Origin of the sequence: Achromobacter sp. EB05 (assembly GCF_044232075.1) — a bacterium.
Taxonomy (GTDB): Bacteria; Pseudomonadota; Gammaproteobacteria; order Burkholderiales; family Burkholderiaceae_B; genus Achromobacter; species Achromobacter dolens.
Window position 1 is genome coordinate 4,438,642 of sequence record NZ_CP155917.1, and the last position, 26,427, is coordinate 4,465,068.

The window sequence follows — 26,427 nt, forward strand, 5'->3', positions numbered from 1 at the left end:
GGGGAAACCGGCTCAAAAAACCAGGAAGGCACTAAGCCAAACGTGCCATTTTAAATGACTCAAGCATTTTCACGCGTTCGCTTCATCATGGTGAACCCCAGCCACCCCGGAAACGTCGGTTCGGCGGCCCGCGCGATCAAGACCATGGGCTTCTCCGAACTGGTGCTGGTGGGTCCCAAATTCGCCGATGTCACCAGCCAGCCGGAGGCCGTGGCCCTGGCCAGCGGCGCCCTGGACGTGCTGGAAAACGCGCGCATCTACGATACCCTGGAAGAGGCGCTGGCGCCCGTGACGCTGGCGTTCGCCCTGACCGCCCGGGTGCGTGACCTCGGCCCCCCGCCCTGCGACATCCGCCAGGCCGCCGACCTGGCCTGCGCCCACCTGGCCGAAACCGCCGAGGGCTGCACCGCCATCGTGCTGGGCACCGAGCGCGCCGGTCTCACCAATGACCAGATCGGACTGTGCCACCGCATCTGCCACATTCCGGCCAACCCCGAGTACAGCTCGCTGAACGTCGCCCAGGCGCTGCAACTGGCGGCCTGGGAGCTGCGCTACGCGCTGCTGGTGGACCAGGGCGCCCCGTTGCTGCCGGCCTCGACCGCGCAGGCGCCCTCGCGCGGCGCCGAGCCGGCCTCGGGCGAGGCGGTGCAGGCCTTCCTGGCGCACTGGGAAGAGGCGCTGGTGGGCGTGCGGTTCCTGGACCCGGCCCATCCCAAGAAGCTGCTGCCGCGCATGCGGCACCTTTTTTCTCGCGTCGCCCTGACCCGCGACGAGGTGGACATGATGCGCGGGGTCTGCACCGCCATGCTGGCCACGGCCCGCCGCGACGGCGATGCAAAAAAATAGGGACGGGCATCGGCCCGTCCCCTGTCATCGGCCGCCGGCGGTTGACCCGCCGCGGCACGAAGCGCGCGATCAGTCGACCTTGGCGCCCGACGCCTTGACCACCGGCGCCCAGCCTTCCACTTCCGACTTGATGAACTGGCCGAATTCGGCCGGCGTGGTCTTGACGCCCACGGCGCCCAGCTTTTCGAAAGCCAGTTGCACGTCGGGCTTGTCCAGCGCCTTGACCATGGCGGCGTTGAGCTTGTTGACCACCTCGGGCGGCGTGCCGGCCGGCGCGATCAGGCCGAACCACGACGACACGTCGAAGTTGGCGAAGCCCGCTTCCTTCATGGTGGGCAGGTCCGGCGCGCTCTTGGAACGCTCGGCGGTGGTCACCGCCAGTGCGCGCAGCTTGCCCGACTGGGCGTGCGGCCAGGCCGACGGCATGTTGTCGAACATGAACTGCACCTGGCCGCCGATCAGGTCGGTGATGGCCGGCGCGCTGCCCTTGTAGGGCACGTGCAGCACGTCGATGCCGGCCTGCATCTTGAACAGCTCGCCTGCCATGTGGATCGAGGTGCCGCTGCCCGACGAGGCGAACGCCAGCTTGCCCGGGTTCTTCTTGGCGTAATCGACCAGTTCCTGCACCGTCTTGACCGGCACCTGCGGGTTGACCACCAGGATGTTCGGCACCTTGGCGCCCAGCGCCACGGGAGTGAAGTCCTTCGTCAGGTCGAACGTGACGTTCTTGTACAGCGTCTGGTTGATGGCGCTGGTGACGGCCACGAACAGCAGCGTGTAGCCGTCAGGCGCGGCGCGTTGCACCTGGTCGGTGGCGATGTTGCTGCCGGCGCCCGGCTTGTTCTCGACCACGAACGACTGGCCCAGGCTCTCGGTGAGTTCCTTGGCCATGATGCGGGCGATCACATCGGTGGTGCCGCCGGCGGAGAAGCCGACCACGATGCGGACAGGTTTATCGGGATAGGCGGCCTGGGCGGAACCCATGGCGAAAGCGCTTGCGGCGGTAGCCAGTAGCGTGGCGGCAAGACGCCGCAGTCCAGGCTTTTGACCGGTCATCATATAGTCTCCGTGCTGATACTGTCCATTAAATGGACGATTTGAATTATTGGATGCTGCATTCTGATCTATACACGAGCGGAGCATCAAGGTAGAGTCCACGGTACGGACTATGGTTTTCCCTTGCCAAGACGCAATAACCCCCAAGTTTTCAGAGAGTTGCATGCAAGACAGCGATGCCGCGGCCGCAGGCCCACGCACATTGCGGCGCGGGCTGGCCGTTCTGGCCGCCCTGCGGGACCAGGGGCCTGATGGCCTCAGCGTGACCGATATTGCCCGCCTGACGGGCATTCAGCGCCCCACCATCTACCGGCTGCTGGCCGCCCTGCTCGACGCGGGCCTGGTGCTGCCGGTGACGGGCACCAAGAAATACCGCGCCCAGTTGGCGGTGGACCCCGACACCCGTTCGCGCGATCCGCGCGTGCGCCAGTTGCTGCCGGTGCTGCGGCGCCTGGCCGACCGCACCGGCGACGCGGTGTTCCTGGTGGTGCGCGACGAGGACGATTCCATCAGCCTGCATCGCGAGATCGGCAGTTACCCGGTGCAGATCCTCGCGACCTACGCCGGCAAGCGCCAGCCGCTGGGCGTGGGCTCGGGCGGCATGGCGCTGCTGGCGGCGCTGTCCGACGACGTCGCCCGCGGCATCGTCGAGCGCAACTCCAGCCGGCTCGACGAATACGGCGGCATGACGCCGCAGGAAATGTTCCGACTGATCGAGAACACCCGCGCGCGCGGCTATTCGGTGGTGGGCAACCACGCCGTGCGCGGCGCGCTGGGCGTGGGCTGCGCCCTGCTCGACAACCATGGCGCGCCGCTGCTTGCGGTCAGCGTGACGGCCATCATCGACCGCATGCCGGCCCAGCGCCAGCGCGAGATCGCCGGCTGGATCAAGGCCGAACTGGCGCGCCTCGCGGTCCAGGCCTGAGCCCGGCACGCGGCCCGCGCCGCGCCATGAAAAAGGGCGTCCCGCCATCGGCCGGGACGCCCTTTTCATTGGCGACCATACGCTCAGACAGCGGCGCCTGCCTTGGGCTCGCTGGCCTTGGGGTTCTGGATCTCGCGCAGCGGGATCGGCGCCTGGAAGCCCGCGGCCTCCAGCGACAGGCGGATGTCCTGGTACAGGCCCCAGCGCAGGTCCCAGTACTTGGCCGCCTCGGCCCACACGCGCACGTTCACCACCACGCCGCTTTCCTTGTAGTCCACCACCTTCACCAGCGGCTGCGGATCCTTCAGCGCGTTCGGATTGGACGCGACGATGTCCTGCAGCTTCGCCAGCACCGCGTTCAGGTCATCGCCATAGCGCACCGGCACCGGGATATCCAGGCGGCGCGTCTTGTTGCGGCTGTAGTTGGTGATGGTGGCGTTCCACACCGTGCTGTTGGGCAGCGTCAGGTGGATGCCGTCGACCTGGACCAGCCGCGTCAGGAACAGGCCGACCTCTTCGACCGTGCCTTCCGCGCCCGTGCTCAGGCCGACGTATTCGCCGGCGCGCACCGGCCGCAGGATCAGCAGCATGATGCCGGCCGCGATGTTCTGCAGCGTGCCCTGCAGCGCCAGGCCCACGGCCAGGCCGGCGGCGCCCAGCACCGCGATCAGGCTGGCGGTCTGCACCCCGAAACGCGCCAGCACCGCGATCAACGTGAAGATGCGCACCGTCCAGACCACCGTGCTGTAGAACATCGGCACGATGGTCGGATCGATCTTGCTCGAACGCGTGGCGATGCGCCGCACCCAGCGGCCCAGCAAGGCCGAGACCCACCAGCCGATGACCAGGATCAGCAAGGCCACGAGCAGATTGATGCCCAGGTCCACCAGCCTGGGGGCCCAGGCATTGAATTCCTTCAACGCGTCTTCCATCGTTGTCGCTCCTTCTTGCAAAAAAAGACAGCCGAAAACTTTATCAGATGCGCCTTGCGGAAAGGGCCGCGACGGGGGGCCGGTATGTCAAGCTTTGTAAGGCATCCTGCGCGCCGTGGCAGGCCATCGCATGCGCCGCATCGCCCCGGGGGGCGCGGCGCGGGCCGCCTCAAGCGGCCGCGACCTTGCGGAAATGGTTGTCCCAGGAGCGTTCGCGCGACGGCGCCAGCACCGGCCGCTCGCCGCCCGCCGCGTCGGTGCGCACCATGGCGCCCAGGCCGCTGCTGACCAGAAAGCCCGCGTCCGTCGCCGGCGCCACGCCGCAGCCATCGGCCAGGCGGGTCTCGCCCAGGCAGCGGCCGCTGGCCGCATCCCAGTACAGCACCCGCCCGCCCACCGGGCTGGACGTGGCGATCACCGCGCCGGCCGCGTCCGCCGCCACCGAGCCGATGTAGTTGCGCATCTCGCGCAACGTATCCGCCGGCCCGCTGAACAGCACCGGCTGCGCGCCGCGCCGGTGGCGCCCCACCAGCGCCGGACGGTCGCCGGCCGGTCCCATGTATTGGCAGCCGAACCAGACGCTGCCATCGCCCGCCAGCGCGAGATGGCGAATCGACAGACGATGCAGGTCAGGCGCCAGTTCGACCCGCTCCAGCAGCGCGCCGCTGGCCGCGTCCAGGTAAGCCAGCGACGGCCGCATGGTGTCCAGGTTCAGTTCGAGCTTGCCGTAGTCCGGATGGGTCAGGATGCCGCCGTTGGCCACGCACAGCGTCTTGCCGTCGGGCATCAACAGCACCTCGTGCGGCCCGATGCCACCGCTGTCGTATTCGCCGATGCGGCGGTAGCCGCCGCCCGGCGTGGCATCGTAGATGCCGAGCACGCCACGGCCGCCGTCGAAATCGTTCTCGGTCGCGGCCAACAGCCGGCCGCCGTCGAAATAGGCGCCGTGGCCGAAGAAATGGCGGTCTTCCGGCAAGGGCAGTTCGAACGGCGGGCGGGCGCCGCTCAGGTCGAACGCCAGCGCGAAGAAGCCCGGCTGGCGGCCGAACACCACGGCGCGTTCGGCGGGCGCGTCGATCGCGAAACTGTGGCCGCGCGCGGGCATCGGCACCACGTGCCGGTCCTGTCCGGCGCCATCGAGCACCACCGTCTCGTCGCGGCCGCCGCGCTGCCGCGCCGCCAGATAGCGCGCCTGCGACTCGTCGCCGGGGGCGGCCGGCGCTGGGCGCGGCCACCCGAGAGCCGCGCCCAGCGCGCCGCCCGCGCCCCAGGCCAGGAAATCGCGCCGCGCGGGGCGCGCCGGCGCGTTGCCGGCCCGCACATCGCGCGCAATGCCGGTCAGCATGCGGTCGTGCTCAGTCGCCATCGAGCGCATTGAAGCCGATGGTCACGCCCAGCGCCGGCGCCAGGTCCTGGTCGACGATGGCCTTGGCGTTCTTCAGGGTCAACGCCGCCAGGCCCAGCAGGCGGCGCCCTTCGGCATCGCCCAGCGCCCGCTTCAGCGGCGCCGGCACCTCGCGCAGCGCGCGCGCCGCGTTGCCCACTTCGGCCAGCACCGCGCCCGCCATCCAGTCCTCGCCCTTGGGCAAGGCATAGCCGCCCGCCTGATAGAACGCCGCCAGGCCCTCCAGGCCGGCGGCCAGCGTGCGCGTCGACAGCCCGCTGCGCCAGAACGCGGCGCGCCGGGGCCGGGCGCCGTCGGCCGAATCGCCCAGCACCGGCAGCAGCTTCACGTCGCGCGCGAACTGCAGGCCGGTGGACAGCGCCTTCATGGCTTCGGCCGCCACTTCCTGCGGATCGCGGTAGAGATCATTGCCCGCCCGCGGCTGCGCGAACTGGCGGCCGAAGTCGGCCTTGGCATCCCACGCCTGCGCCACGTCGCGCGAGATCGCGGCGACGTTGGCCGACACGGCCCGGGCGTAGCCACAAGCGTAGGCAAACGTGGGCGCGCCTTGCTGCGCCAGCAGCGCCGGCTCTCCATACAGCACGAATTCCAATGCCGGCAGCCCCTGCACCGCGACGCTGCGGCCGGCCAGCGCGCCCGGCTTGAGCAGGTCGGCATCCTGCGCGGCGATCACGGCCTGCACCTGGCGCGGCATCACGCCGCGCGTGTCGGGCCAGAACGCCAGGCGCTCGTAGCGGTTGGCCTGAACCAACGGCCCGAAGCGCAGCGGTTCGAGGCGCGCCCACGCCAGGGCCAGGTCGGCAAAAGCCGCTTCGACCCGCTTGGCGCCGGCCGCATCCGGCTTGCCGCACCACTGGCCCAGCGCGCCGTCCAGATCGGTCGCGGCGGCGACCATGCCGGCGGCGGCCGGCCGCGCATAGCCGTGCGCCAGGCGCTCGCCCAGGTCGGCGGGCAATTCGGCGCCGGCGGCCAGCGGCCAGGCCAGCGCCAGCGCGGCGACCAGGGCCGGCGCGCGCCAGCGTGCAACAAGGATAGCCATCACAGCGACTCCAGGAAACGGATCAGGTCGGCGCGTTCTTCGGGCGTCATCGCCACCACGCGGTCGCGCGCGGGCTGGCCCGCGCCGCCGTGCCACAGCACCGCCTCCAGCAGCGTGCGGGCGCGGCCGTCGTGCAGCCAGGTGGCGGAGGGATTGACGGTCCTGGTCAGGCCGATGCCCCACAGCGGCGGGGTGCGCCATTCGCGCCCGTTGGCGGAACCATCGGACACGCCGTCGGCCAGGTCATCGCCCATGTCGTGCACCAGCATGTCGGTGTACGGCCAGATCAGTTGGAAGCGATGCTCGGCCTGCTTCGCGTTGCGGCTGGTAACGTACTTGGGCACGTGGCAGGCCACGCAGTTGGCCTCGTAGAACAGTTTCTTGCCTGCCAGCACGCGGGCGTCGTCGGCGTCGCGCCGCTGCGGCACCGCCAGGTTGGTCGAGTAGGTGGTGACGAAGTCCATCAGCTTGGCCGGCACTTCCTCCGGCCCGAAGCGCGGCTGCGCGCCGTGCGGCATCTTCAGACACTGGGGCTGCGCCGGCGTACAGTCGCCGTAGTGGTTGGGGAACAGCGGCGTCGACAGCCCCATGTCGTTGGAAAACGCGGCGGCGCTCTGCTGCTCCACCGTGGGCTGGCCGGCCTTCAGGTTGAAGCGGCCCAGCGCGCGCTGGCCGGTGCGCGCGTCGATGACCCAGTTGGCCTTGCCGACGATGCCGTCGCGCTTGTCGGCGCCGATGTTGGCCAGGATGTCGGCCTCGTGGATCGATTCCAGCAGGCCCAGGCCGATCATCGGCGGCGCCAGCCGCGGCGAGATCTGCGTGTCCTTGCGCATCGGGCCGTAGCCCAGGTTGTCGATGCGGTAGGCCGGCTTCATCAGCGTGGCGGTCTCGCCGCCATTGAGCTTGACGGTGACCGGGGTGTATTCGATTTCCATGCGGCCTTCGGCCGGCAGGCCGGCCACCGCGAAGTTCTGCAACTGCACGCCATAGACGGGCTCGGGCAGCAGCGCGATCTCGCCCGGCGCCAGGCGCGGATGGCCGCGGTCCGGGCCTTCCGGCACCGCCAGACGCAACAGCAATGCCACGGCGTCGGGACGCTCCAGCGGATCGAAGCCCGGCACCGAGCCGCGCCCGTCCTTGGTATGACAGGCCTGGCAGGACCGCGCGTTGAACAGCGGACCGAGGCCGTCGGAGGCCTGCGTGGAGGCCGGCGCGGAGACCCAGTCCTTGCGGAACAGGCCGTTGCCGACCTGGAATTCCTGGCGCCGCTCGAAGCTCATGTTGGCCGACGGCTGCGAGAAGATATCGGCGTTGATGAGCTTGTTGGTGGTGGTGGCGCCCGCCTGCATGGTCTCGAAGGTCTCGGCCTTGGAGAAATCGCGGGTCGGCGCGGTGATGGCGAGGACCCGCTTGAGGTCCTCGGCGCTCAGGTCGTCGCGCCCGGCGGGCGCGGTCGGAGCGGCGGCGGCGCCGGCATGGGCCGACGCCGCCAGTACGGCGGCGAATACGAGCTTCACTTGAATACGGCGTCGGGTTTGTCCAGGCTGTCGGAACCTTCGATGGCGACCTTGCCCAGGTCCAGCAGCGCGATCACGCGCTCCAGGCTGCGGGTCTGGTCGACCAGGCGGTCGATGGCGGCCTGCACCACGGCGTTGCCCTCCTTGTTGCCGTCGGCGATCATCTGGTCATAGGTCTCGACCGTCTCGGCGCGGGTCTTCATGGCCTGCATGGCGGCCACGGTGGCGTCCAGCTTGGCGCGCACTTCGGCGTCCAGCTTGGGATCGCGCGCCTTGACCAGTTCCGACAGGCTGGCGCCCGACACCTGCTTGCCATCGACGCGGGTGTACGCGCCCAGGTAGACGTTGCGGATGCCGATCTGGTTGTAGAAGTGCGAGTTGTGGGTGTTGTCCGAGAAGCAGTCATGCTCTTCCTCGGGATCGTGCAGCATCAGGCCGAGCTTCATGCGCTCGCCGGCCAGTTCGCCGTACGACAGGCTGCCCACGCCGGTCAGCATCGCCACCAGGCCGGCCTTGGGATCTTCTTCCACGGCCTTGCGCGCGGCGCCGTCCTTCTTCCAGTTGCCGACCATCTCTTCCAGATCGGTCACCAGCAGGTCGGTCACGGCCTTCAGGTAGGCGATGCGGCGTTCGCAGTTGCCGCCGGTGCACTGCTTGACGTCGTAGTCGGTGTGCGGACGGTTGCCCGCGTGGCGTTCCTGCGGCGTGCCCTTGCGGTCGGCCGGCGCCGGGCCGGTGCCGTTCAGGTCCTGGCCCCACAGCAGGAATTCGATGGCGTGGTAGCCGGTGGCCACGTTGGCCTCGTTGCCGTCGGCCTCGTGCAGCACCTCGGACAGCAGCTTGGGCGTGATCTCGCTGACATCGACGGTCTTGCCGCCCACCGAGATCTTGGAATTGGCGATGACGTTGACCGCGTAATAGGCGTTCTCGTCGTTCTCGGTGCCGTAGGAGGCGTCGACGTAGTCGATCAGGCCTTCATCCAGCGGCCAGGCGTTCACACGCCCTTCCCAGTCGTCGACGATCGGGTTGCCGAAGCGGAAGGCCTCGGTCTGCTGGTACGGCACGCGCGCGTCCAGCCAGGCCTGGCGGGCGGCCTTGAGCGTGTCCGCGCTGGGCTTGGCGACCAGCGTGTTGACGGCCTCGCGCAGCGCCTTGGCGGAAGTGAGCGCGTCTTCATAGCCGGCCAGCGCCAGGTCCGAGTAATTCGTCACCACGGCCTTGGGCTGCGTGGCGGCGTGCGCCGCCCCCCCGAATGCCGCGACGGCCAGCGCCGCCCCCAACAACAACTTGCGCATCACTTTCTCCCGTAACTCGGACCGGATTCGCCCCGCGGCGACCCGGTCCACACTTGAATTTTGTGGATGCGAGTGTAAACAATTTTCGTTTGTTATTCAGCGCAAAGTCAGATAGCTGACATTTCTCCGAACGAAAACGCATGAAAACGCGCCCCTTCCCGTCGTTTTCCGGCCTCGCGGCCGCAACGGCCGTCAGACAGCCGCGCGCGGAATGGACGCAAAAAAGCCCGGGCAAGCCCGGGCGCAGGCAGGAGAAGCCGGCCAGGCCGGCCCCGCGCTCAGCGTTGCAGCGGCGCCTTGGCGGTCTCCCTGGCGGCCAGCACCGAGATGGCGGTCACGACCAGCGCGGCGGCCACGTACAGCGACACCGCCACGGTCGAGCTCCACGACTTGAACAGGCTGGCGATGATCAGCGGCGCAAAGCCCCCGCCGACGATGCCGGCCAGCGTGTAGGCCAGCGACGACCCGGCGTAGCGCACCCGGCCCGGGAACTGCTCGGTGATGAAGGCGGCCTGCGGGCCGTACATCATCGCGTGGATCAGCAGGCCGACCACCACGGCGGCGCAGATCGCGATGGGATGCGCGGTGTCCATCAGCGTGAAGAACACGAAGGCCCAGATCATGCCCAGCACCGCGCCGGCCACGTACACCGGACGGCGCCCGATCTTGTCCGACAGATGCCCGCACAGGGGCACGGCGATGGCGTTGAGCGCCGCGCCCAGCATGGTGGCGCCCAGCGCCAGCGGCCGCGACAGGTGCAGCACGGTGGTCACGTAGGTCAGCGTGAACACCACCACCAGCGCGTACAGCACGTCCGAACCGATGCGCGAGCCGCCGGCCACCAGCAACTGGCGCCAGTGTTGCACCAGCACTTCCTTGATCGGGGTGCTGGCGGTTTCGCGCTTCTGTTCCATTTCCAGGAACACCGGCGTTTCCTCGACGCCGCGGCGCAGCCACAGGCCGAATAGCACCAGCGCCACGCTCGACATGAACGGCACGCGCCAGCCCCAGGCCTGGAATTCCTCGGGCGTGAGCCACAGCGAGATCAGCGCGATGAAGCCGGTGCCGATCAGCGTGCCGCACGACGGCCCGACCTGCGTGAAGGACGCATTGCGGCCGCGCTGGTCGGGCTTGCCATGCTCCATCGACAGCAGCACCGCGCCGGCCCACTCGCCGCCCAGCGCCACGCCCTGGATGAAGCGCAATGCCACCAATGCCACCGGCGCCCACACGCCCCAACTGGCATAGGTGGGCAGCATGCCCATCAGGCCCGTCGACACGCCCATGATCACCAGCGTGGCGACCAGCACGAACTTGCGCCCCAGGCGGTCGCCCAGGTGGCCAAAGACGAAGCCGCCCAGCGGCCGCGAGACGTAGCCCACCGCATAGGTCGAGAACGCCAGGATGGTGCCCGTCAGCGGGTCGAACGACGGGAAGAAGATGGCGTTGAATACCAGCGCCGCCATCAGGTTGTAGATCGTGAAGTCGTACCACTCCAGCGTGGTGCCGACCGAGCTGGCCATCGCCAGTTTCTTCATCTTGTCCGGCGCCGCGCCGCCGTGGGCGGCCGCCGGAGCGCGCAAGGTGTTTTCAGCCATTGTGTTTCCCCATGTTCGTGATGTGTGTGGACGGCGGCGCCGTGTCAGCGCAGGTCGGCGGCCGCCAGCTTCCAGCCCAGTTCGAGTTGCCAGGCATCGCTGGCGCGGATGCCGAAGGCGCCGGCGGCCTGTTCGGCCAGGGCCTGCGCGGCGCCGGCCGAGCTGGCCTCGACCACGAACAGCGGATCCAGGCGGCGGTTCTCGGTGGATTCTCGCGGCAAGGGACCGCTCAAGGCCGCATCCGGCGCCAACAAATACGACTGAACGAAACCATCGACCTGCGCCAGCGCCGCGCCCGCCTCAGCCGCCCGCGCCACCAGCGCCCCGGCATCGCCGCCGAACACCAGCGGCAGCACCGCGATGTGGCTGCCGCTGCCGAACCCGGTCACGGCCTGCACCGCGCAGACGCGTCGCATCGGGTCGCGCATGCGGTCCAGGTTGGTCACCGACCACGGCGTCTGGCGCTCGAAGGCGGCGCGGTAGTCGGCGGTGGTGAACGCGCCCAGCGATGCCGTGCGGTACAGCCCCAGGTACTTGCGGCCGCCGGACCGCGAGAAATAGCGTGCGCCCGACAGGAAGCCGGGGATGCGCACGCGCTCTTCGACGTGCTCGCGGTCGTACCAGCGGTTGAAATCGGTTTCGAAGGCGGGATCGACGTCGCAGGCGACGAACAGCATGCCGTGGGGCGTGGACGGAGTGGAGGCTTGGCTCATGGAAAGAAAAATCCCTTCGATAACGGAAGGGATTCATCTTCGGCCGGCGGGGCCAACTCCGACAAACGAGTAATTTTTCGCGCCGGCAACAGAATTACTGAAAGCCGACCTAGGGATAACGCTATTGCGCGGACCCGAATGTTGGCGGCGTGACCGACGCGGTGTACTGATCCGAGGCGCGGCAGGCCAGCTCGGCCACCAGCCGGATCGCATCCGAACCGGCGCCCTCCAGGTAGCTCACCACCAGCAGTTGCGGCGGCACCGGCACGTCGCAGCGGATCATCTGCACCTCGCCGCGCGCCACGTATTCGTAGATCGGCGGCAGCGGCACCAGGGCGCGGCCAAAGCCGCTGCGCACCAGCCGCGCCAGCGCCGAGATCGAGCTGACGCAATGCACCTTGCCCAAGGGCAGGCCGGCTTCGCGGAACAGCCCTTTCAGGGCCTCGTGCGGCTGCGAGCCGGGACTCATGGTCAGCACCGGCTCGCTCAGCAACTGCTGCACGGACAGCGATTCCTCGTCGCCGGCCGGCCCGACCCAGCCCATCTCCATCGGCAGGCACGGCGTGCTGATGACGCCGGTATCGGTCAGCAGGTCGGTCTGGAAGGCGATGTCCAGCGTGCCTTCGCGCAGGCCGCGGTGCAGCGCGCGGGTGGTCTCCGAGGTCAACTGCACCTCGATGCCCGGATAGGTGGAACGCAGGTTGGTCAAAAAGCCGATCAGCCAGGTGTGCACCACGGTCTCGATGGCGCCGATGCGCACCAGGCCGAACACCTCGTCGCCGGTGCGGCCCAGCGACAGGATCTGCTGACGCAACTGCATCAGCCGCTCGCCATAGTCCAGCAGGCGCGTGCCCACCGCCGTCAGCCGCAGCTCCTTGGCGTCGCGCTCGAACAGGCGCGCGCCGATGTCCTCCTCGAGCGAGGCGATGCGGTTGGCCACCGCGGCCTGCGTGATGTGCAGGCGGTCGCTGGCCGCGCGAAAACTGCCCAGCCGGGCGGACCACAGGAATGCTTCGACAAAACGGGTATTCATATCCACGCCACGGCGCGCCCGATGACGCGCCCTTCCGATAACGGCGGGGCGGCAGCCCCGGCCTGTGCACATCCTAACGCCTGGCGGGCCGGCCGCGCCACGACGCCAGGCGCGCCCCCTGTCGGTGCCACATGCACCAGCTTGGTTCACGCGAGGCGCCAGGATCGCCCCATCATGGCGAAAAACCGGGTCCGCGAAGGTTGGCACGGGTCTTGCTTGAAGGACTGGTATGCAAGCTTGTCTACAAGCGCCCATTCTTTTCCTGACCAGGAGTCCCGCATGACCGACCGCCCCGCGCCCTTCGCTTTCAACGCCACCCGCCGCCGGCTGATGCAGGGCGCCGCGCTGGGCGCCGCTGCGCTGGCCGCGCCCGCCCTGGTGCGCGCGCAATCGGGCCCGGTCATCCGCATCGGCTACTGGCCGGTCGCGGCCGGCCTGCCGTTCTATGCCGCCATCGAAAAGGGTTACTTCAAGGAAGCCGGCCTGAATGTCGAGGCGCTCAAGTTCGCCGGCGCGCAGCAGGTCATGGAAGCCATGCTCGCGGGCCGCGCCGACGGCAGCGCCAACGGCACCGGCTCGGCCAACCTGGCCATCGGCGAAATCGCCTCGCCCGGCCTGTTCAAGATTTTCGCCTCCAATCCCAGCAACGCCAAGAACGTGCTGGACGAGTTCATCGTCGCGAAAGACAGTCCCATCCAATCCATCGCAGACCTCAAGGGGAAAAAGGTCGGTTCTGGACCCGGCATCCAGAATGCCACGCTGGCCAAAGCAGTGCTGGAGCGCGCCGGCGCAACCGGGGCGACCGTGGTCGAGCTGGCGATCAGCCAGCACGTCGCCGCGGTCGCCGCCGGCCAGTTGGACGCGTGCTACACGCTCGAGCCCACCGGCACGGTCGGGCGCCTGAACGGCACCACCCGCGTGCTCGAGGCGGGCGTGATCGCCAAATACGTGCTGGGCGATCCGATGGCGCCGTGGTTCGGCGGCTCGGCCTCGCTGACCACCGCGTTCCTGAAGAAGCATCCCGAGGAGAGCAAGAAATTCATCGCCGCCTACGCCCGCGGCATCGAGCTGATCCGCACCAAGCCCGACGAGGCGCGCCCCTTCATGAAGGGCTACACCGCCATCGAAGGCCCCATGACCGAAGCCGTGCCGCTGGCCGCCTACACGCTCTACAACGAGTTCACCCCCAGCGACATCCAGTACTTCCAGAAATTCTTCGACCTGTTCGCCGACAAGGGCATCTTCGCGCAGAAGGTGGACGTGGCCTCGATGCTGTACAAGGGCTGAGCCATGGACGCGATCAACGCCAACCGCACCAGCGCGGCCCCGGCTGGCCGCGCCAGCCACGCGGCCGTCGCGTCGGCGGCCGCCCTGCCTGCCGCCGGGTCGCCGGGCAAAACCGCCCCCGCCTCGCACCCGCCGCGCACCTGGACCGCCGCGCGCCTGCTGCCGCTGATCGGCCCGCTGGCGCTGTACGTAGTGTGGGACCTGGTGGTGCGCCTGCAACTGGTCAGCCCGGTGCTGCTGCCCACGCCTGGCGCCACGCTGGTGGCCCTGGCCAAGGGCATGGCCGGCGGCCCGCTGCTGGGCGACTTCCTGGCCTCGGTCAGCCGCACGCTGCAGGCCTTCGTCATCGCCGGCGTGATCGGCGTGCCGCTGGGCGTGCTGCTGGGCAGCAATGAAAAAGCCTACCGCAGCGTCGAATTCCTGGTGGACTTCTTCCGCTCGACGCCGTCGTCGGCGCTGATCCCGCTGTTCCTGATGATCTTCGGCGTGACCGACATGAACAAGATCGCCATCGCCGCCTTCGCCGCGGTGCTGGTGATCCTGTTCAACAGCGCCTACGGCGTCATCAATGCGCGCAAGCAGCGCGTGATGGCGGCGCGCGTGATGGGCGCCTCGCGCTGGCAGATCTTCAAGGACGTGCTGATCTGGGAAAGCCTGCAGCCCACCTTCGTCGGCCTGCGCAGCGGCGTGTCGATGGCGCTGGTCATCGTGATCGTGGCCGAGATGTTCATCGGCTCGGACAGCGGGCTCGGCAACCGCATCATCAACGCCCAGCAGGTGCTGAACGTGCGCGACATGTACGCCTCGATCCTGGCCGCCGGCGCGCTCGGCTACGTTCTCAACATCCTCTTCCTGGTGCTGGAAAAGCGCGTGGTCCACTGGAGCGGCCGATAATCATGTCCACCGTCATCAACCCCGTCATCGCCCCCTCCCCCACGCCCGCGCCGTTCCAGCCGGGTCCGGCCGGCACCCACATCACCATCCGCGGCCTGACCAAGTATTTCGCCGGCTGGCCGCTGTACGAGGACTTCAACCTCGACATCCCCAAGGGCAAGATCGTCTCGGTGTTCGGCCCCAACGGCTGCGGCAAATCGACCCTGATCAACATGATCGCGGGCCTGATCCCCATCGATGCCGGCGAGATCCTGTTCGACGGCAAGTCGCTGGCCCAGACCAAGATCGGCTACGTCTTCCAGAACTACCGCGAGGCCATGTTCCCGTGGCTGCGCACCATCGACAACATCGCCTACCCGCTGCGCCTCGAAGGCCGCAGCAAAGCCGAGGTGGACGCGCGCGTGGAAGAGCTGGTGGCCTCGTTCGACGTCAAGTTCGACCTCAAGCGCTATCCCTACGAGCTGTCGGGCGGCCAGCAGCAGACGGCCTCCATCATGCGCGCGCTGGCCCCCGGACCGGAAGTGCTGTTCCTGGACGAGCCGTTCTCGGCGCTGGATTTCGAGATGACGCTGTTCATCCGCGAAAAGCTGCAGGAGGTCTTCATGCAGACCGGCACCACCATGCTGCTGGTGTCGCACGACCTGGAGGAAGCCGTGTACCTGGCCGACCAGGTGCTGCTGCTGACCAAGCGCCCCACCCGCGTGGCCGAGATCCTGGACTACGGCGACGCCCGGCCGCGCACGGTCGAGACGCTGTCCGAGCCCAGCTTCATCGGCATGAAGAAACTGAGCCTGGAGATTTTCCAGCGCGAAGTCCGCAAATAGTTCGTCTTTTCCTTCCGATCCACCGGAGTCCGCCATGACCCAGGAAACCATCGACCAATACGTACGCAGCGCGCTGGCGCTGGCCGGCTATGCCCTGCGCGAACCGGCCGCGACCGAGGTGGCGCGGCAGTTCACGCGCATCCACGACATCGCTTCGAGCTTCATCGACGAGGCCCTGCCGGTGGAGCTGGAATCGGCCTCGGTGTTCCGCCCGTGAACGGCGCCGTCCTCGACCTGGCGCGGCAGATCCGCAATGGCGAGCGCAGCGCAGGCGCCGTGCTGGAAGCCACGCTGGCGCGCATCCGCGCCGCCGATGCGCGCTACAACTGCTTCACCGCCATCACCGAAACCCGTGCGCGCCAGGAAGCCGCCGCCATCGACGCGCGGCGGGCTCGCGGCGAATCCCTGCCGCCGCTGGCCGGCGTGCCGTACGCGGTCAAGAACCTGTTCGACACCGCCGAAGAGGTGACGCTGGCCGGCGGCCGCGTCAACGCCGCCAATCCGCCCGCGCCGCGCGACGCCACCCTGGTGGCGCGGCTGCGCGATGCCGGCGCCGTGCTGGTGGGCGCGCTCAACATGGACGAGCACGCCTACGGCTTCACCACCGAGAATTCACACTACGGCGCCAGCCGCAACCCGCACGATCCCGCCCGCATCGCCGGCGGTTCCTCGGGCGGCAGCGCGGCGGCGGTGGCCGGCGGCCTGGTGCCGCTGACGCTGGGCTCGGACACCAACGGCTCGATCCGCGTGCCAGCCTCGCTGTGCGGCGTGTTCGGCCTGAAGCCGACCTTTGGCCGCCTGCCGCGCACCGGCTCGTTCCCGTTCGTCGGCAGCCTCGACCACCTGGGCCCATTCGCGGCCGACACGGCCAGCCTGGCCGCGGTCTACGATGCGCTGCAAGGCGCTGACGATGAAGATGCCGCCTGCGCCCAACGGCCCGTCGAGCCCGTGCTGGCGGATCTGGGCTCGGACCGCCCCTTGCGCGTGGCCGTGCTGGGCGGCTACTTCGCGCACTGGGCCGGCCCCGAGGCGCGCCAGGCCGTGCAACTGGCCGCGCGCGCGCTGGCGGCCACGGAGGTCGTCGAACTGGCCAGCGCCGAACAGGCGCGCGCCGCCGCGTTCGTCATCACCGCGGCCGAGGGCGGCGCGCTGCATCGCCGCCGCCTGGTCACGCACTATGACTACTACGAACCCCATTCGCGTGATCGCCTGGTCGCCGGCAGCCTGGTCCCCGCCGCCTGGGTGCAGCAGGCCCAGCGGGTACGCCACCGCGTCTACCGCGAAGCCATGGCGCTGTTCGCGCACTACGACGTGCTGATCGCCCCGGCCACGCCGGTGCCCGCCACCGCCATCGGCACCGAGACCCTGGCCCTGGCCGGCCAGTCACTGCCCGCCCGCGCCAGCATGGGCCTGCTGACGCAGCCGATCTCCTGCCTTGGCCTGCCGGTGTGCGCCGCGCCCACCTGGCCGGGCATCGGCGCCGACGCGCACCTGCCGTTGGGCGTCCAATTGATCGCCGCGCCGTGGCGCGAGGCCGATTGCTTGCTGGCCGCGCGGCGGCTGGAACAGGCGGGCGTCGCCGCCGTTCGTCCCCTCCCCTGACCCGCCACAACCGAGGCCGTCCATGGATTCCGCATTCGCCGTCATCGACACGCCCCGCAGCCTGGCCGATTCCGCCTACGGCACGCTAAAGCGCGACATCCTCGACTTCCGCCTGGCGCCCGGCGACCGCTTCACCGAAACCGAGATCGCCGAGCGCCTGCGCGTCAGCCGCACGCCGGTGCGCGAGGCGCTTTTCCGCCTGGAACGCGAGGGCTACCTGGAAGTGCGCCAGCGCAACGGCTGGCTGGTCAAGCCGCTGGACTTCGACACGCTCGATCATTTCTACGAGCTGCGCAGCGTGCTGGAGATCTCCGCCGTGCAGGCCCTGTGCGCGCCGGGCCAGGTGCCGGATCCGCTGCGCGCGCTGCAGCCGCTGGCGGACGTGTGGCTGGTGGACGGCGCCAACCAGTCGCACGATGGCGAGTGGCTGGCAGCGCTGGACGAGCGCTTTCACACTGACCTGGTGGCCGCCGCCGGCAACCCCGAGATCGCGCGCGTGCATCGCGCCGCCACCGAGCGCATCCGCATCGTGCGGCGGCTGGACTTCACCCAGCCCGAGCGCATTGCCCGCACCTACGCCGAACACGGCGCCATCCTGCAGGCGATCCTGCGGCGTGACGCCGAACAGGCCACCGCGCTGCTGCGCGCCCACATCGGCGACAGCCAGGCCGCCGTGCGCAAGATCACGCTGCACCGGCTGTACGCCAGCCGGCGCGCACAGGCGGCCTAGGCGGCATGGCCGGGCCACGCCACCCGCTGGCGACCGCGTCAGCGCGGCTGCAGCCAGCGGCCCAACCGCCGCGTGACGAACGGAATGCAGACAAACACCATCACCGGCGTCATGGTCACGCTGGTGATCAGCGCGCGCCAGAACACCGGCAAGGCGCTCAGGTGTTCGCTCACCAGCAGCGTGAACGCCAGCAGCACCGGGAAGTACGCCAGCCAGATGCTCACGGCCTGCTTCCAGCGCGGCGGCGCGCCCGCGGTGCCCTGCGGACCGAACCAACTGTCCATGCCGCTGACGCGGCGCGCGTGGCTGGCCCGCACCAGCGCGGCGCCGCGTTCGAGCCACATGCGGCGCGGCAACGATTGCTCCCAGCGATTGAGGCTGGCCTCGTCATTGAAGCGCAGCACGATCTGATACTGGTCGCCGCCCTCGGGCGGTTGCAGCACGCCCGAACCGAGAAAACCGGGAAAGCCGGCGGCGAGGATCTCGCCCTGGCGCATCCAGGACAGGAAATCGCTGTAGCGTTCGGGCGCAATGTGCCGGGTGACCAGCATGGTGACCGGGGCGGGAACGGCGGAACTGGACATGGTGAAACTCCTGGAGCGGCGTGCAGCGTGTTATGTGGTGTAAACCCTAGCAAGCCGCGTGCCAGCCTTGCACCGCAGCATCCCCCCGCGGACAGGGCGATCCGCCTATGCCACGGCGGAATTTGCGCACCGCAACACACCCCATATTGGTGATTACCCTGAATCAAGCACCATCGTGGTGCATTCAACACGGAGCATGCCCCGCAACATGGATATCAACCTGCCCGCCGTCGTCGCCGAGGTCACCGTGGCCTTCGCGCGCTATGAGGCCGCCCTGGTCAACAACCACGTCGACGTGCTCGACGAACTGTTCTGGAACAGCCCCCATACGCTGCGCTACGGCGCTGGCGAGAACCTCTACGGCTACGACGCCATCCGCGCCTTCCGCGCCGGCCGTTCGCCGCAAGGCCTGGCGCGCCGCGTGCTGCGCACCGCCATCACCACCTATGGCCACGACTTCGCCACCACCAACATCGAATTCCAGCGCGACGGCAGCGACCGCATCGGCCGCCAGAGCCAGACCTGGATGCGCACGCCGCAAGGCTGGCGCGTGGTGTCGGCGCATGTCAGCCTGATGAGTCCATAACCTTATGGGCTCGCCGCCATTGAGCGGTCATGACGACAGGTCTACACTGGGCTTTCCCCCGACCCAGGAGCCCCGCCTCATGAGCACCTACAAGATCGCCGTCTTCGTCGGCAGCCTGCGCGCCGCATCGATCAACCTGCGCCTGGCGCGCGCGCTGGAAAAACTGGTTCCCGCGGACTTCAAGTTCGACTACGTCAGCCTGGGCGACGTGCCGCTGTACAACCAGGACAACGAGAACAACCTGCCCGCGCCCGCGGCCAAGCTCAAGCAGCAGATCCTCGATGCCCAGGGCATCCTGTTCGTCTCGCCCGAGCACAACCGCTCGGTGCCCGCCGCCATCAAGAACGCCATCGACTGGGGCACCCGTCCGTGGGGCCAGAATTCGTGGGCCGGCAAGGCCGTGGGCATCCTGGGCACCTCGCCCAGCGCCGCCGGCACCGCCCTGATGCAGCAGCACCTGCGCAACATCCTGGCCGCCGAAGGCGCCAACGCCCTGACCACGCCGGAAGTCTTCCTGCAGTACACCGATGGCCTGGTCGACGACCAGTACAACATCACCAACGAAGGCACGCGCAAGTTCCTTCAGGGCTGGATCGACCGCTACGTCGACTGGGTCAAGAAGTTCAACGCCTGATTGCCGCCGCTGCCGGGCCAAGGGCGCCTGCCCGCCCGGCAACCGATCGCCCGTCTACCTCCGGGCGATCACGCCCCCCGCCAAGCCGGGGGGCTTTTTTTTGTGGATTAAGCGCCCGGCCGCCCGAAGGCCGGGCAGCCCCCTCGGAGGGCAGCAAGCGCACGCAGTGCGCGCCGCGTGGGGGCCAACAATATCCCCGCCAACTGTGGAGAAGCTTGAGGACAGGTGTGGGGCAGGTGCGAAAAAACCTGTCATGCCAGGCACTTGCGAGTGCCGATCAAAAAATGCGCAATCGACCGTTTGGCCGATTCCCAGGACACTTATCCACCGCCCTGCGGACGCATCCCGCGCCTGCCGCCAGCATCCGCGCCGCCATGTGCATTTGTCCCAGCATTCTGTGGACAAGCATGAGGACAGGATGAGGGCAGCTCGGCTTTTCCCTTGCACATCAAGCACCTGCAAGGGCTGATCAAGAAAGGCCCAGGACGGCCCGAAAAGGCCTCGGGTTGTCCCCGGGAAATGTGGATAAGGCTGAGGACAGCCTGCGGGCAGCCGCAAAAATCCCTTTACCGCCAAGGCCTTGCGCCAGGCGGGCAATAAACGCTCAGGCGCCGTGCGCCGGCCGCGCCAGCTACGTGATGCGCCGCGCCCGCCCGCCCCGTCTCGCATTTGTCCCCACCGGATGTGGACAAACCTCTGAACAGTCTCATGACAAGCCGAAAAAAATCTTATCCGACAAGCACTTGCAAGGACCGCTCAAAAAAGGAGCAGCGCCGCGGACGCGTCGCGCCCGCCGCGTCAATGCCGGGCGCTCGCCATCGCGCCTCGGCGGCGCTAGACGTCGCCATCCTCCAGCCGCATGCCGATCTTCAGGCCGACCTGCCAGTGCGCCACCTTGCCGTCCTTGATGTGGCCGCGCACCTCGGTGACCTCGAACCAATCCAGGTGGCGTAGCGTTTCAGACGCGCGTTCGATGGCCTTGCTGATCGCATCGTCGGTGGACTTGGTGGACGAGCCCACCAGTTCGATCTGCTTGTAGACATGATTCGACATGGCTTGTCTCCTTTGAGGGGGAAGCGTTGCGAATCGTCGGCCGCGCGCGGGGTTCCGGCGCTTACGACCGGCAATCCATTCGAACACACAGGATACCGCGTGGGGCATAGAGTGGTGTTACGAGTTCCGTCGGCGCGGCCTCGCCCACGTCGCGGTCTCGCTTCTGAAACGCAAGCCAGGAGGTTGTCATGCCTGAACGGAAAACGCTGCAACGCGCCGCGCGCGACAAGAAGCAAGGCAAGTCCCCATCCACCCAAGCGGGCGAATTCGTGCGCGAGGAAATCGACCACGTGCGCGAAGGCAAGCACGGCGTGCGCTCGACCAAGCAGGCCATCGCCATCGGCCTGTCGAAGGCGCGCCGCGCCGGCGTCGACCTGCCCTCGCCCAAGAAGGCCGGCGCGGCCACCCGACGCAAGGCCAAGCAGGACAGCGAGGCGGCGCACGACGGCCACGCGAAATCCGCCACGCGCGCCCGCGCCACCACCCGCGCCCTCAAGCGTGAAAGCGCCAAGCCGGCGTCCAAGTCCGCCCTGTCGCGCCATGCGTCCAAGACGGCCAGCCGGCGCACGGCGGCGGATCGTTCGGCCGCCGCGAAAAAGGCCGCCGCCACCAAGGGCGCGGCGGGACGCTCGGCCGCCGCCAAGAAAGCCGCGCGCACCCGCGCCGCCAACCGCGCCGCCGCCCATCACTGAGCGGCCCGGCGGTCACGGCGTGGCGCCGGCCTCGAACTCGCGCAGGCGCGCCTGCAGGAATTCACGCAGGCGCTTGACCGCGGGCGACAGCAGCATGCGGTGCACGCACAGCAGGTACAGCGGCGACGGTTCGCCGATGTAGTCGGGCAAGGCCTGCACCAGCCGCCCGGCGCGCAGATCGGCCAGCACGTCGTAGCGCGACTTGTAGGCCACGCCGTGGCCGGCCAGCGCCCAGCGCCGCACCAGGTCGCCGTCGTCGCCGACGCGGTCGCCCTTGACCGCCACGGTCACGGCGTCGCCCTCGTGCTCGAAGGCCCAGCGATCATGCAGGGACTCGCCCAGCACGAAGCACAGGCAGTTGTGGCGGCGCAGGTCGGCGGGAGTGCGCGGCATGCCGTGGCGCGCGAAATAGGCCGGCGCGGCGCACACGACGCGGCGGTTGTGCTCGCCCAGCGGCAGCGCCACCAGGCTCGAATCGCCGGGCGTGCCGTAGCGCAGCGCGATATCGACCGGCTGCCGGTACAGGTCGGCCAGGCGGTCGCTGATGCGCACCTGGAAGTTCACGCGCGGATGGCGCTGCTGGAATTCGTCCAGCCAGGGCAGCAGCACATGGCGGCCCAGGTCCGACGGAATCGACACCGACAGCGTGCCGGAGATCGCCGTCTTGTCGCGCGCCAGCGCGCTCTGGCCGGCCTGCAGGCTCGACAGCGCGGCGCGCGCGTATTCCAGGTAGCGCTCGCCGTCGCCGGTCAGCCGCAGGCTGCGCGTCGAGCGCACGAACAGGCGGGTTTCGAGCGACAGTTCGAGCCGCTTGAGCGCGGCGCTGGCCACCGCCGGCGTCAGGTCCAGCTCGCGCGCGGCAGCCGAAAAACTGCCGTGATCCGCCGCCGCCACAAAGATGCGCAGGTCTTCAAATCGAACCATGAAGGGCTCATTTTCAAAAATTCATTGAAACTGAGTCCGATGCTAGCCGGTTTTTCCGCATCCGCCACTGGGTAATGATGGCGTCACCCCCACGCTTTTGGAGTCCCCCATGAAAATCGAACTCGACGGCAAGAAGGCCCTGGTCACCGGCTCATCCGGCGGCATCGGCCTGGCCATCGCCCAGGGCCTGGCCGAGGCCGGCGCCCAGGTCGTGCTGCACGGCCGCAACGCCGACAAGCTCAAGCAGGCCGCCGACGCCGTCGCGCGCCAGCATCCGGGCGCCCAGGTCCACACCGTGCAGGCCGACCTGTCCACCGCCGACGGCGCCGCCTCGATCTGCGCCGCCCATCCCGACGTCGACATCCTGGTCAACAACGCCGGCTACTTCGCGCCCAAGTCCTTCACCGAAATCACCGACGACGACTGGCGCTACATGCTCGACACCAACGTCATGAGCGGCGTGCGCCTGTCGCGCTATTACCTGCCGCGCATGCTGGCCGCCGACTGGGGCCGCATCGTCTTCATCTCCAGCGAATCGGCGCTGCACATTCCCGCCGAGATGATCCACTACGGCGTCAGCAAGACCGCGCTGCTGGGCGTCTCGCGCGGCCTGGCCGAGCTGACCGCAGGCAGCGGCGTGACCGTCAACGCCGTGCTGCCCGGCCCGACGCGCTCCGAAGGCGTGGTCGACTTCTTCGCCGAAATGGCCAGGGAACAAGGCCTGCCGCAAGAACAGATGGAACGCGACTTCATCGCCCAGCATCGTCCCAGCTCGCTGCTGCGCCGGCTGGCGACGGTGGAGGAAGTGGCCAACATGGTCGTCTACACCTGCTCGCGCCAGTCCTCGGCCACCAACGGCGCCGCCTTGCGCGTCGACGGCGGCGTGGTCCGCACCATCGCCTGATACCTTTTCCCGTTCCGAGATCCCCCATGAAAGCCATCGCCTACTTCCAGAACCTGCCCGCCACCGATCCGCAATCGCTGCAGGACATCACCGCGCCCGAGCCCGTGCCCGGCGACCACGACCTGCTGGTCGAAGTCAAAGCCATTTCCGTCAACCCGGTGGACGTGAAGATCCGCGCCAACCGCAAGCCGAAGGACGGCCAGCCCGAGGTCATCGGCTGGGACGCCGCCGGCATCGTGCGCGCCGTGGGCGCCAAGACCAGCCTGTTCGCGCCCGGCGACCGCGTCTGGTACGCCGGCGCCCTGACCCGCCCCGGCGCCAACAGCGAACTGCACGTGGTCGACGAGCGCATCGTCGGCCGCATGCCGCAGAGCCTGGATTTCGCCCAGGCCGCCGCGCTGCCGCTGACCACCATCACCGCGTGGGAACTGCTCTTCGACCGCCTGCGCGTGCTCGATAACGCCGCGCCCAGTCAGGGCTCCCTGTTGGTGGTCGGCGCGGCCGGCGGCGTCGGCTCGATCCTGGTGCAACTGGCGCGCCAGTTGACCGGCCTGACCATCATCGGCACCGCCTCGCGGCCCGAGACCCAGGCCTGGGTCACCGAGCTGGGCGCCCATCACGTCATCGACCACACCCGCCCGCTGGCCGAGGAGCTCAAGCGCATCGGCCATCCGCAGGTCAGCTTCATCGCCGGCCTGACCCAGACCGACCAGCATTTCCCGCAACTGGCCGAAGCCATCGCGCCGCAGGGCAGGATCGCGCTGATCGACGATCCGTCCGCCATCGACGTGCGCCTGCTCAAGGGCAAGTCGGCCTCGCTGCACTGGGAATTCATGTTCGCCCGGCCGCTGCACAACACGCCCGACCTGATCGCCCAGCACGAGCTGTTGAACCAGGCCGCGCGGCTGATCGACAACGGCACCCTGCGCACCACGCTGGGCGAGCACTACGGCCGCATCAACGCCGAAAACCTGCGCCGCGCCCACGCCTTCATCGAGAGCGGCAAGGCGCGCGGCAAGGTGGTGCTGGAAGGCTTCTGACCCGCCCCCGCCCGTTCCGACGAAAAAAACGGGACGGGCGTCTCGCATTACAGCGGAGAAAGCGGTAAAAACTCGACTGCGCGACGCGGGCTGCCAGCCCGCCGCCGCGCTTTCGGGAGTTGGCTCTGACTTCTCACCTGTTCGACCAAGCGCTGGAACCCATGCTCTGGGGCATGGTGGCGGTCGCCTTGCTGATGCTGCGGCTGGTGCCGCTGCAGGGCTGGAAGGCCGTCCTCGTCGCCGGCATCACCGCCGGGCTGGTGTTCGACACCATCCAGTTCCGCGTCGGTCCGCCGCGCCTGTGGGACGCGCTGGTGCTGGGCTCGATCCTGGCCGCGCTGCTGGTGGCCGCGGTGCAGGAACTGCTGGTGCTGGTGGCGCGGCGTCTGCGCGCGGCGCGCTCGCGGGCCCGCGCCTGACGCCTGCCCCGACCGGCTCAGGCCGCGCGCAGCCCGGGCAGCACCAGATCGTCGACCTGATAGGTGTGGAATTCGCTGGTCGATACCGCATCGAGCTTGCGGAATTTCTCCACGAAAACCGGATCGGAAAAGAACTCATCGACCTTTCCCGCCCCCGAGATCGCCTCGATGTTCACCACGGTCTTGCCGTCCGTGCTCTTGGCCAGGTTGCTCCAGAGAAAGCCAGGCTTGGTGCGCGCGACGTAATGCACCACGTCCTGGATAGCGCGGAAGGCGTCCTCCTGCCGGCCTGGGTGGGCATGGATCACATTGACGATGAATACCGTGCCATCCGGCGCGGGCTTGAAGGCGGCTGAATCGGGAAAGGCCATGTCGGCTCCTGTGGTGAAAAACAGGCAACACTATGGCCCGGCCCGGCGCCGTGAAAAAGAGGCCGGCGGGCGCGAGAGTGCGGACATAGCCGTCCGCAATCGCGCCGCCTCCTTGCCCGGCCTGCCGGCCCGGATCAGGCGTTTCCGTCGCGCTTGGCGCGAGCGTGCGGGTCGCGGATTTCCTCTTCCAGTTGCGCGATCAGCCAGTCGAACCAGCCGTTCTCGGTGCGCGCGTAGACCACCGCCGCCGGAATCTTGCCTTCGCGCCAGCCCGGCTGGTGCGCGTCCATCCAGGCCGACAGGCTCTTGTGCGGCGCCAGCAGGCCCGACAGCCACGACCAGACGTAGTCGGGCACGGCGCGGCGAAAGCCCTTGGCGCTGGCATAGATGGTCGGCTCCAGCGGCAGGCTGCCCGAACGGGCCAGCCTGGCCTGCACCCGGCGCAGCGTCTCGGCCGCCGCCTGCAATTGTTCGGTGCTGAGCTTTTTCACGTAACGACTCCTGGATTGGGTTTTGCCGGATTATCGCCGGAGCGTCCGACCGTTGCCAGCGGCATGGCCGCCGGCCTCAACGCGCGCCGCGCGGCGGCCGCAGCGCCAGCAACAGCGTCGCGCTGAAGCGCTCTCCCGGCGCCAGCACCTGCAGGCCGGCGCGAGTCTCGCCCGCCGCCGCCAGGTTGAAGGCATCGGCCACGTTGGTCACCGGCTCCACGCACAGGAAATCAGCGCCCGGCGCGGTGTAGACCACCAGGTGCGCAAAGGCCGCATCGGCGTGCAACGCCAGTTCGTGCCCGTCCGGCCAGTGCAGCGTGGCGCGTCCGCCCCATTGCGACAGATAGGTATCGCAACCCTCGGCCGACTGGCCCAGCTCGCGCACATGGACCGTCTGGCTGGCGCCGGGCAGGCCGTCGGCGTCGGCCGGCCAGATGCGCCGCGCATGCAACGCCACCCGCGGCGCGGTGAAATACGGATGGATGCCGCAGCCAAACGGCATCGGCGTCTCGCCCTGGTTGATCATCAGCAGCGTCAGCGACAGCCCGCGCGAATCCAGCCGATAGCGCTGCACGCACTCATACGGCCACGGCCAGCCCAGCACGCCGGCCGGCTGTTGCAGCACCAGGTCGACCGCGTCATCGGCCAGGTGGCGCACCTGCCAGGGCTGGTACAGGCCGCCGCCATGGATCGCCTGCGGCCGACCGGGCAGCGATTCCAGCACATGCCGCGCGCCCGCGAAGGTGAACCCCCCGTCGCGCACCCGGTTCGAGTAGGGCGTCAGCGGATACGACCCGGCGCGCGGCCATTGCGCCGGCGGCCAGCCGTTCTCGACCAGCGGCACGATCCAGTCATGCTCGCCCGTCGACAGGCGGGTCAGGCGCCCGCCCCCGCCCGGCGCGAACTCGGCGCGGTGGGAACCGTGGGCAATGGTCACGCGTTCGCTGGCATCCAGCGTGGCGGGAAAGGGTAAATCAGGCATCGGGCGCTCCCGCGGCGCTGCGAACGGCCGCGTGGCGCCATTGTGCATGGC

Annotated in this window: 29 protein-coding genes; 14 read left to right on the forward strand and 15 right to left on the reverse strand. The window is 68.9% G+C overall.

Going from position 1 to position 26,427, the window contains the following annotated elements; translation table 11 throughout:
- Positions 1-54 precede the first annotated feature (54 nt).
- Positions 55-846, forward strand: a complete 792-nt coding sequence (locus AAID08_RS20085) for an RNA methyltransferase (protein ID WP_116791917.1) — start codon at positions 55-57, stop codon at positions 844-846.
- A 69-nt stretch (positions 847-915) separates the two neighbouring features.
- Here AAID08_RS20085 and AAID08_RS20090 read toward each other — a convergent pair whose 3' ends face one another.
- Positions 916-1,905, reverse strand: coding sequence for a tripartite tricarboxylate transporter substrate binding protein (locus AAID08_RS20090; RefSeq protein WP_049072912.1), 990 nt, complete (start codon positions 1,903-1,905; stop codon positions 916-918).
- Between the two features lie 160 nt (positions 1,906-2,065).
- Between AAID08_RS20090 and AAID08_RS20095 the strand changes: the two genes are divergently transcribed.
- Entirely contained in the window at positions 2,066-2,827 is a 762-nt protein-coding gene (locus tag AAID08_RS20095) for an IclR family transcriptional regulator (RefSeq protein ID WP_054503105.1), read from the forward strand.
- Between the two features lie 83 nt (positions 2,828-2,910).
- On the opposite strand, the gene AAID08_RS20100 is transcribed toward AAID08_RS20095, so the two are convergent.
- The 8 genes from AAID08_RS20100 to AAID08_RS20135 form a co-directional block, all read right to left on the reverse strand.
- Positions 2,911-3,759: a mechanosensitive ion channel family protein gene (locus AAID08_RS20100; RefSeq protein WP_054503106.1), complete on the reverse strand. Its 849-nt coding sequence runs from the start codon at positions 3,757-3,759 to the stop codon at positions 2,911-2,913.
- Between the two features lie 169 nt (positions 3,760-3,928).
- A complete protein-coding gene (locus AAID08_RS20105) occupies positions 3,929-5,104 on the reverse strand; it encodes a DUF1513 domain-containing protein (RefSeq protein ID WP_395757834.1) in 1,176 nt (391 codons plus the stop codon).
- A gap of 10 nt (positions 5,105-5,114) precedes the next feature.
- Positions 5,115-6,203 (reverse strand): imelysin family protein, encoded by a 1,089-nt coding sequence (locus AAID08_RS20110; protein WP_395756829.1) that lies wholly within the window; start codon positions 6,201-6,203, stop codon positions 5,115-5,117.
- Complete coding sequence (locus AAID08_RS20115) at positions 6,203-7,720, reverse strand: di-heme oxidoredictase family protein (protein ID WP_063585128.1); 1,518 nt, start codon at positions 7,718-7,720, stop codon at positions 6,203-6,205. Before AAID08_RS20115 ends, AAID08_RS20110 begins: the two co-directional genes overlap by 1 nt.
- Complete coding sequence (locus AAID08_RS20120) at positions 7,717-9,015, reverse strand: imelysin family protein (protein WP_054503109.1); 1,299 nt, start codon at positions 9,013-9,015, stop codon at positions 7,717-7,719. Before AAID08_RS20120 ends, AAID08_RS20115 begins: the two co-directional genes overlap by 4 nt.
- 278 nt (positions 9,016-9,293) lie before the next feature.
- Positions 9,294-10,613 (reverse strand): MFS transporter, encoded by a 1,320-nt coding sequence (locus tag AAID08_RS20125; protein WP_054417760.1) that lies wholly within the window; start codon positions 10,611-10,613, stop codon positions 9,294-9,296.
- A gap of 44 nt (positions 10,614-10,657) precedes the next feature.
- Entirely contained in the window at positions 10,658-11,326 is a 669-nt protein-coding gene (locus AAID08_RS20130; protein WP_116791919.1) for a DUF4286 family protein, read from the reverse strand.
- A gap of 121 nt (positions 11,327-11,447) precedes the next feature.
- Positions 11,448-12,359 (reverse strand): LysR family transcriptional regulator, encoded by a 912-nt coding sequence (locus AAID08_RS20135; protein WP_049072905.1) that lies wholly within the window; start codon positions 12,357-12,359, stop codon positions 11,448-11,450.
- A gap of 279 nt (positions 12,360-12,638) precedes the next feature.
- Here AAID08_RS20135 and AAID08_RS20140 point away from each other — a divergent pair, with 279 nt between their 5' ends.
- From AAID08_RS20140 to AAID08_RS20165, 6 genes are read left to right on the forward strand one after another with little or no spacing between them, the layout of a single operon-like run.
- On the forward strand, positions 12,639-13,646 hold the full coding sequence (locus tag AAID08_RS20140) for an ABC transporter substrate-binding protein (protein ID WP_049072904.1): 1,008 nt from the start codon (positions 12,639-12,641) through the stop codon (positions 13,644-13,646).
- A gap of 3 nt (positions 13,647-13,649) precedes the next feature.
- Positions 13,650-14,540, forward strand: coding sequence for an ABC transporter permease (locus AAID08_RS20145; protein ID WP_395756830.1), 891 nt, complete (start codon positions 13,650-13,652; stop codon positions 14,538-14,540).
- A 2-nt stretch (positions 14,541-14,542) separates the two neighbouring features.
- Positions 14,543-15,364, forward strand: coding sequence for an ABC transporter ATP-binding protein (locus AAID08_RS20150; protein ID WP_054503111.1), 822 nt, complete (start codon positions 14,543-14,545; stop codon positions 15,362-15,364).
- 34 nt (positions 15,365-15,398) lie between these two features.
- Positions 15,399-15,581, forward strand: a complete 183-nt coding sequence (locus AAID08_RS20155) for a DUF4089 domain-containing protein (protein WP_049072902.1) — start codon at positions 15,399-15,401, stop codon at positions 15,579-15,581.
- Entirely contained in the window at positions 15,578-16,966 is a 1,389-nt protein-coding gene (locus AAID08_RS20160; protein ID WP_175143263.1) for an AtzE family amidohydrolase, read from the forward strand. The genes AAID08_RS20155 and AAID08_RS20160 overlap by 4 nt, the downstream gene beginning before the upstream one ends.
- 22 nt (positions 16,967-16,988) lie before the next feature.
- Entirely contained in the window at positions 16,989-17,696 is a 708-nt protein-coding gene (locus AAID08_RS20165; protein WP_054503113.1) for a GntR family transcriptional regulator, read from the forward strand.
- A 38-nt stretch (positions 17,697-17,734) separates the two neighbouring features.
- Here AAID08_RS20165 and AAID08_RS20170 read toward each other — a convergent pair whose 3' ends face one another.
- The gene (locus tag AAID08_RS20170; RefSeq protein WP_175143264.1) at positions 17,735-18,280 is read right to left on the reverse strand and encodes an antibiotic biosynthesis monooxygenase; all 546 of its coding nucleotides are present in this window, start codon (positions 18,278-18,280) and stop codon (positions 17,735-17,737) included.
- 208 nt (positions 18,281-18,488) lie between these two features.
- Here AAID08_RS20170 and hpxZ point away from each other — a divergent pair, with 208 nt between their 5' ends.
- Both hpxZ and AAID08_RS20180 read left to right on the forward strand, forming a co-directional pair.
- Positions 18,489-18,866 carry an oxalurate catabolism protein HpxZ gene (gene hpxZ, locus AAID08_RS20175; protein ID WP_395756831.1) on the forward strand — a complete coding sequence of 126 codons (378 nt, stop codon included), beginning with the start codon at positions 18,489-18,491 and terminating at the stop codon, positions 18,864-18,866.
- 79 nt (positions 18,867-18,945) lie between these two features.
- Positions 18,946-19,500, forward strand: coding sequence for an NADPH-dependent FMN reductase (locus AAID08_RS20180; RefSeq protein ID WP_049072898.1), 555 nt, complete (start codon positions 18,946-18,948; stop codon positions 19,498-19,500).
- An 834-nt stretch (positions 19,501-20,334) separates the two neighbouring features.
- Here the strand turns inward: AAID08_RS20180 and AAID08_RS20185 are convergent.
- On the reverse strand, positions 20,335-20,553 hold the full coding sequence (locus tag AAID08_RS20185; RefSeq protein ID WP_006386517.1) for a dodecin: 219 nt from the start codon (positions 20,551-20,553) through the stop codon (positions 20,335-20,337).
- A gap of 188 nt (positions 20,554-20,741) precedes the next feature.
- On the opposite strand from AAID08_RS20185, the gene AAID08_RS20190 reads away from it, so the two are divergent.
- Positions 20,742-21,245 (forward strand): DUF6496 domain-containing protein, encoded by a 504-nt coding sequence (locus tag AAID08_RS20190; protein ID WP_049072897.1) that lies wholly within the window; start codon positions 20,742-20,744, stop codon positions 21,243-21,245.
- 12 nt (positions 21,246-21,257) lie between these two features.
- Here AAID08_RS20190 and AAID08_RS20195 read toward each other — a convergent pair whose 3' ends face one another.
- Entirely contained in the window at positions 21,258-22,169 is a 912-nt protein-coding gene (locus tag AAID08_RS20195; RefSeq protein ID WP_395756832.1) for a LysR family transcriptional regulator, read from the reverse strand.
- Positions 22,170-22,278: 109 nt separating this feature from the next.
- Here AAID08_RS20195 and AAID08_RS20200 point away from each other — a divergent pair, with 109 nt between their 5' ends.
- From AAID08_RS20200 to AAID08_RS20210, 3 genes are all read left to right on the forward strand, one after another.
- Positions 22,279-23,073: an SDR family NAD(P)-dependent oxidoreductase gene (locus AAID08_RS20200; RefSeq protein ID WP_054486626.1), complete on the forward strand. Its 795-nt coding sequence runs from the start codon at positions 22,279-22,281 to the stop codon at positions 23,071-23,073.
- Between the two features lie 26 nt (positions 23,074-23,099).
- Positions 23,100-24,113: a zinc-binding alcohol dehydrogenase family protein gene (locus AAID08_RS20205; RefSeq protein ID WP_116791924.1), complete on the forward strand. Its 1,014-nt coding sequence runs from the start codon at positions 23,100-23,102 to the stop codon at positions 24,111-24,113.
- Between the two features lie 119 nt (positions 24,114-24,232).
- Positions 24,233-24,532 (forward strand): hypothetical protein, encoded by a 300-nt coding sequence (locus AAID08_RS20210; RefSeq protein WP_395756833.1) that lies wholly within the window; start codon positions 24,233-24,235, stop codon positions 24,530-24,532.
- A 17-nt stretch (positions 24,533-24,549) separates the two neighbouring features.
- On the opposite strand, the gene AAID08_RS20215 is transcribed toward AAID08_RS20210, so the two are convergent.
- From AAID08_RS20215 to AAID08_RS20225, 3 genes are all read right to left on the reverse strand, one after another.
- Complete coding sequence (locus AAID08_RS20215) at positions 24,550-24,903, reverse strand: antibiotic biosynthesis monooxygenase (RefSeq protein WP_054503118.1); 354 nt, start codon at positions 24,901-24,903, stop codon at positions 24,550-24,552.
- 134 nt (positions 24,904-25,037) lie between these two features.
- A complete protein-coding gene (locus AAID08_RS20220; protein WP_054503119.1) occupies positions 25,038-25,394 on the reverse strand; it encodes a hypothetical protein in 357 nt (118 codons plus the stop codon).
- A gap of 76 nt (positions 25,395-25,470) precedes the next feature.
- Positions 25,471-26,376 (reverse strand): aldose 1-epimerase, encoded by a 906-nt coding sequence (locus AAID08_RS20225; protein WP_395756834.1) that lies wholly within the window; start codon positions 26,374-26,376, stop codon positions 25,471-25,473.
- Between the last annotated feature and the right edge of the window lie 51 nt (positions 26,377-26,427).

What these genes read in the sequence shown, in the direction of transcription:
- AAID08_RS20085 (WP_116791917.1), top strand. Translation starts at nt 55, where the DNA reads ATGACTCAAGCATTTTCACGCGTTCGCTTCATCATGGTGAACCCCAGC.
- AAID08_RS20090 (WP_049072912.1), bottom strand. Translation starts at nt 1,905, where the DNA reads ATGATGACCGGTCAAAAGCCTGGACTGCGGCGTCTTGCCGCCACGCTA.
- AAID08_RS20095 (WP_054503105.1), top strand. Translation starts at nt 2,066, where the DNA reads ATGCAAGACAGCGATGCCGCGGCCGCAGGCCCACGCACATTGCGGCGC.
- AAID08_RS20100 (WP_054503106.1), bottom strand. Translation starts at nt 3,759, where the DNA reads ATGGAAGACGCGTTGAAGGAATTCAATGCCTGGGCCCCCAGGCTGGTG.
- AAID08_RS20105 (WP_395757834.1), bottom strand. Translation starts at nt 5,104, where the DNA reads ATGCTGACCGGCATTGCGCGCGATGTGCGGGCCGGCAACGCGCCGGCG.
- AAID08_RS20110 (WP_395756829.1), bottom strand. Translation starts at nt 6,203, where the DNA reads ATGGCTATCCTTGTTGCACGCTGGCGCGCGCCGGCCCTGGTCGCCGCG.
- AAID08_RS20120 (WP_054503109.1), bottom strand. Translation starts at nt 9,015, where the DNA reads ATGCGCAAGTTGTTGTTGGGGGCGGCGCTGGCCGTCGCGGCATTCGGG.
- AAID08_RS20125 (WP_054417760.1), bottom strand. Translation starts at nt 10,613, where the DNA reads ATGGCTGAAAACACCTTGCGCGCTCCGGCGGCCGCCCACGGCGGCGCG.
- AAID08_RS20130 (WP_116791919.1), bottom strand. Translation starts at nt 11,326, where the DNA reads ATGAGCCAAGCCTCCACTCCGTCCACGCCCCACGGCATGCTGTTCGTC.
- AAID08_RS20135 (WP_049072905.1), bottom strand. Translation starts at nt 12,359, where the DNA reads ATGAATACCCGTTTTGTCGAAGCATTCCTGTGGTCCGCCCGGCTGGGC.
- AAID08_RS20140 (WP_049072904.1), top strand. Translation starts at nt 12,639, where the DNA reads ATGACCGACCGCCCCGCGCCCTTCGCTTTCAACGCCACCCGCCGCCGG.
- AAID08_RS20145 (WP_395756830.1), top strand. Translation starts at nt 13,650, where the DNA reads ATGGACGCGATCAACGCCAACCGCACCAGCGCGGCCCCGGCTGGCCGC.
- AAID08_RS20150 (WP_054503111.1), top strand. Translation starts at nt 14,543, where the DNA reads ATGTCCACCGTCATCAACCCCGTCATCGCCCCCTCCCCCACGCCCGCG.
- AAID08_RS20155 (WP_049072902.1), top strand. Translation starts at nt 15,399, where the DNA reads ATGACCCAGGAAACCATCGACCAATACGTACGCAGCGCGCTGGCGCTG.
- AAID08_RS20165 (WP_054503113.1), top strand. Translation starts at nt 16,989, where the DNA reads ATGGATTCCGCATTCGCCGTCATCGACACGCCCCGCAGCCTGGCCGAT.
- AAID08_RS20170 (WP_175143264.1), bottom strand. Translation starts at nt 18,280, where the DNA reads ATGTCCAGTTCCGCCGTTCCCGCCCCGGTCACCATGCTGGTCACCCGG.
- hpxZ (WP_395756831.1), top strand. Translation starts at nt 18,489, where the DNA reads ATGGATATCAACCTGCCCGCCGTCGTCGCCGAGGTCACCGTGGCCTTC.
- AAID08_RS20180 (WP_049072898.1), top strand. Translation starts at nt 18,946, where the DNA reads ATGAGCACCTACAAGATCGCCGTCTTCGTCGGCAGCCTGCGCGCCGCA.
- AAID08_RS20185 (WP_006386517.1), bottom strand. Translation starts at nt 20,553, where the DNA reads ATGTCGAATCATGTCTACAAGCAGATCGAACTGGTGGGCTCGTCCACC.
- AAID08_RS20190 (WP_049072897.1), top strand. Translation starts at nt 20,742, where the DNA reads ATGCCTGAACGGAAAACGCTGCAACGCGCCGCGCGCGACAAGAAGCAA.
- AAID08_RS20195 (WP_395756832.1), bottom strand. Translation starts at nt 22,169, where the DNA reads ATGGTTCGATTTGAAGACCTGCGCATCTTTGTGGCGGCGGCGGATCAC.
- AAID08_RS20200 (WP_054486626.1), top strand. Translation starts at nt 22,279, where the DNA reads ATGAAAATCGAACTCGACGGCAAGAAGGCCCTGGTCACCGGCTCATCC.
- AAID08_RS20205 (WP_116791924.1), top strand. Translation starts at nt 23,100, where the DNA reads ATGAAAGCCATCGCCTACTTCCAGAACCTGCCCGCCACCGATCCGCAA.
- AAID08_RS20215 (WP_054503118.1), bottom strand. Translation starts at nt 24,903, where the DNA reads ATGGCCTTTCCCGATTCAGCCGCCTTCAAGCCCGCGCCGGATGGCACG.
- AAID08_RS20225 (WP_395756834.1), bottom strand. Translation starts at nt 26,376, where the DNA reads ATGCCTGATTTACCCTTTCCCGCCACGCTGGATGCCAGCGAACGCGTG.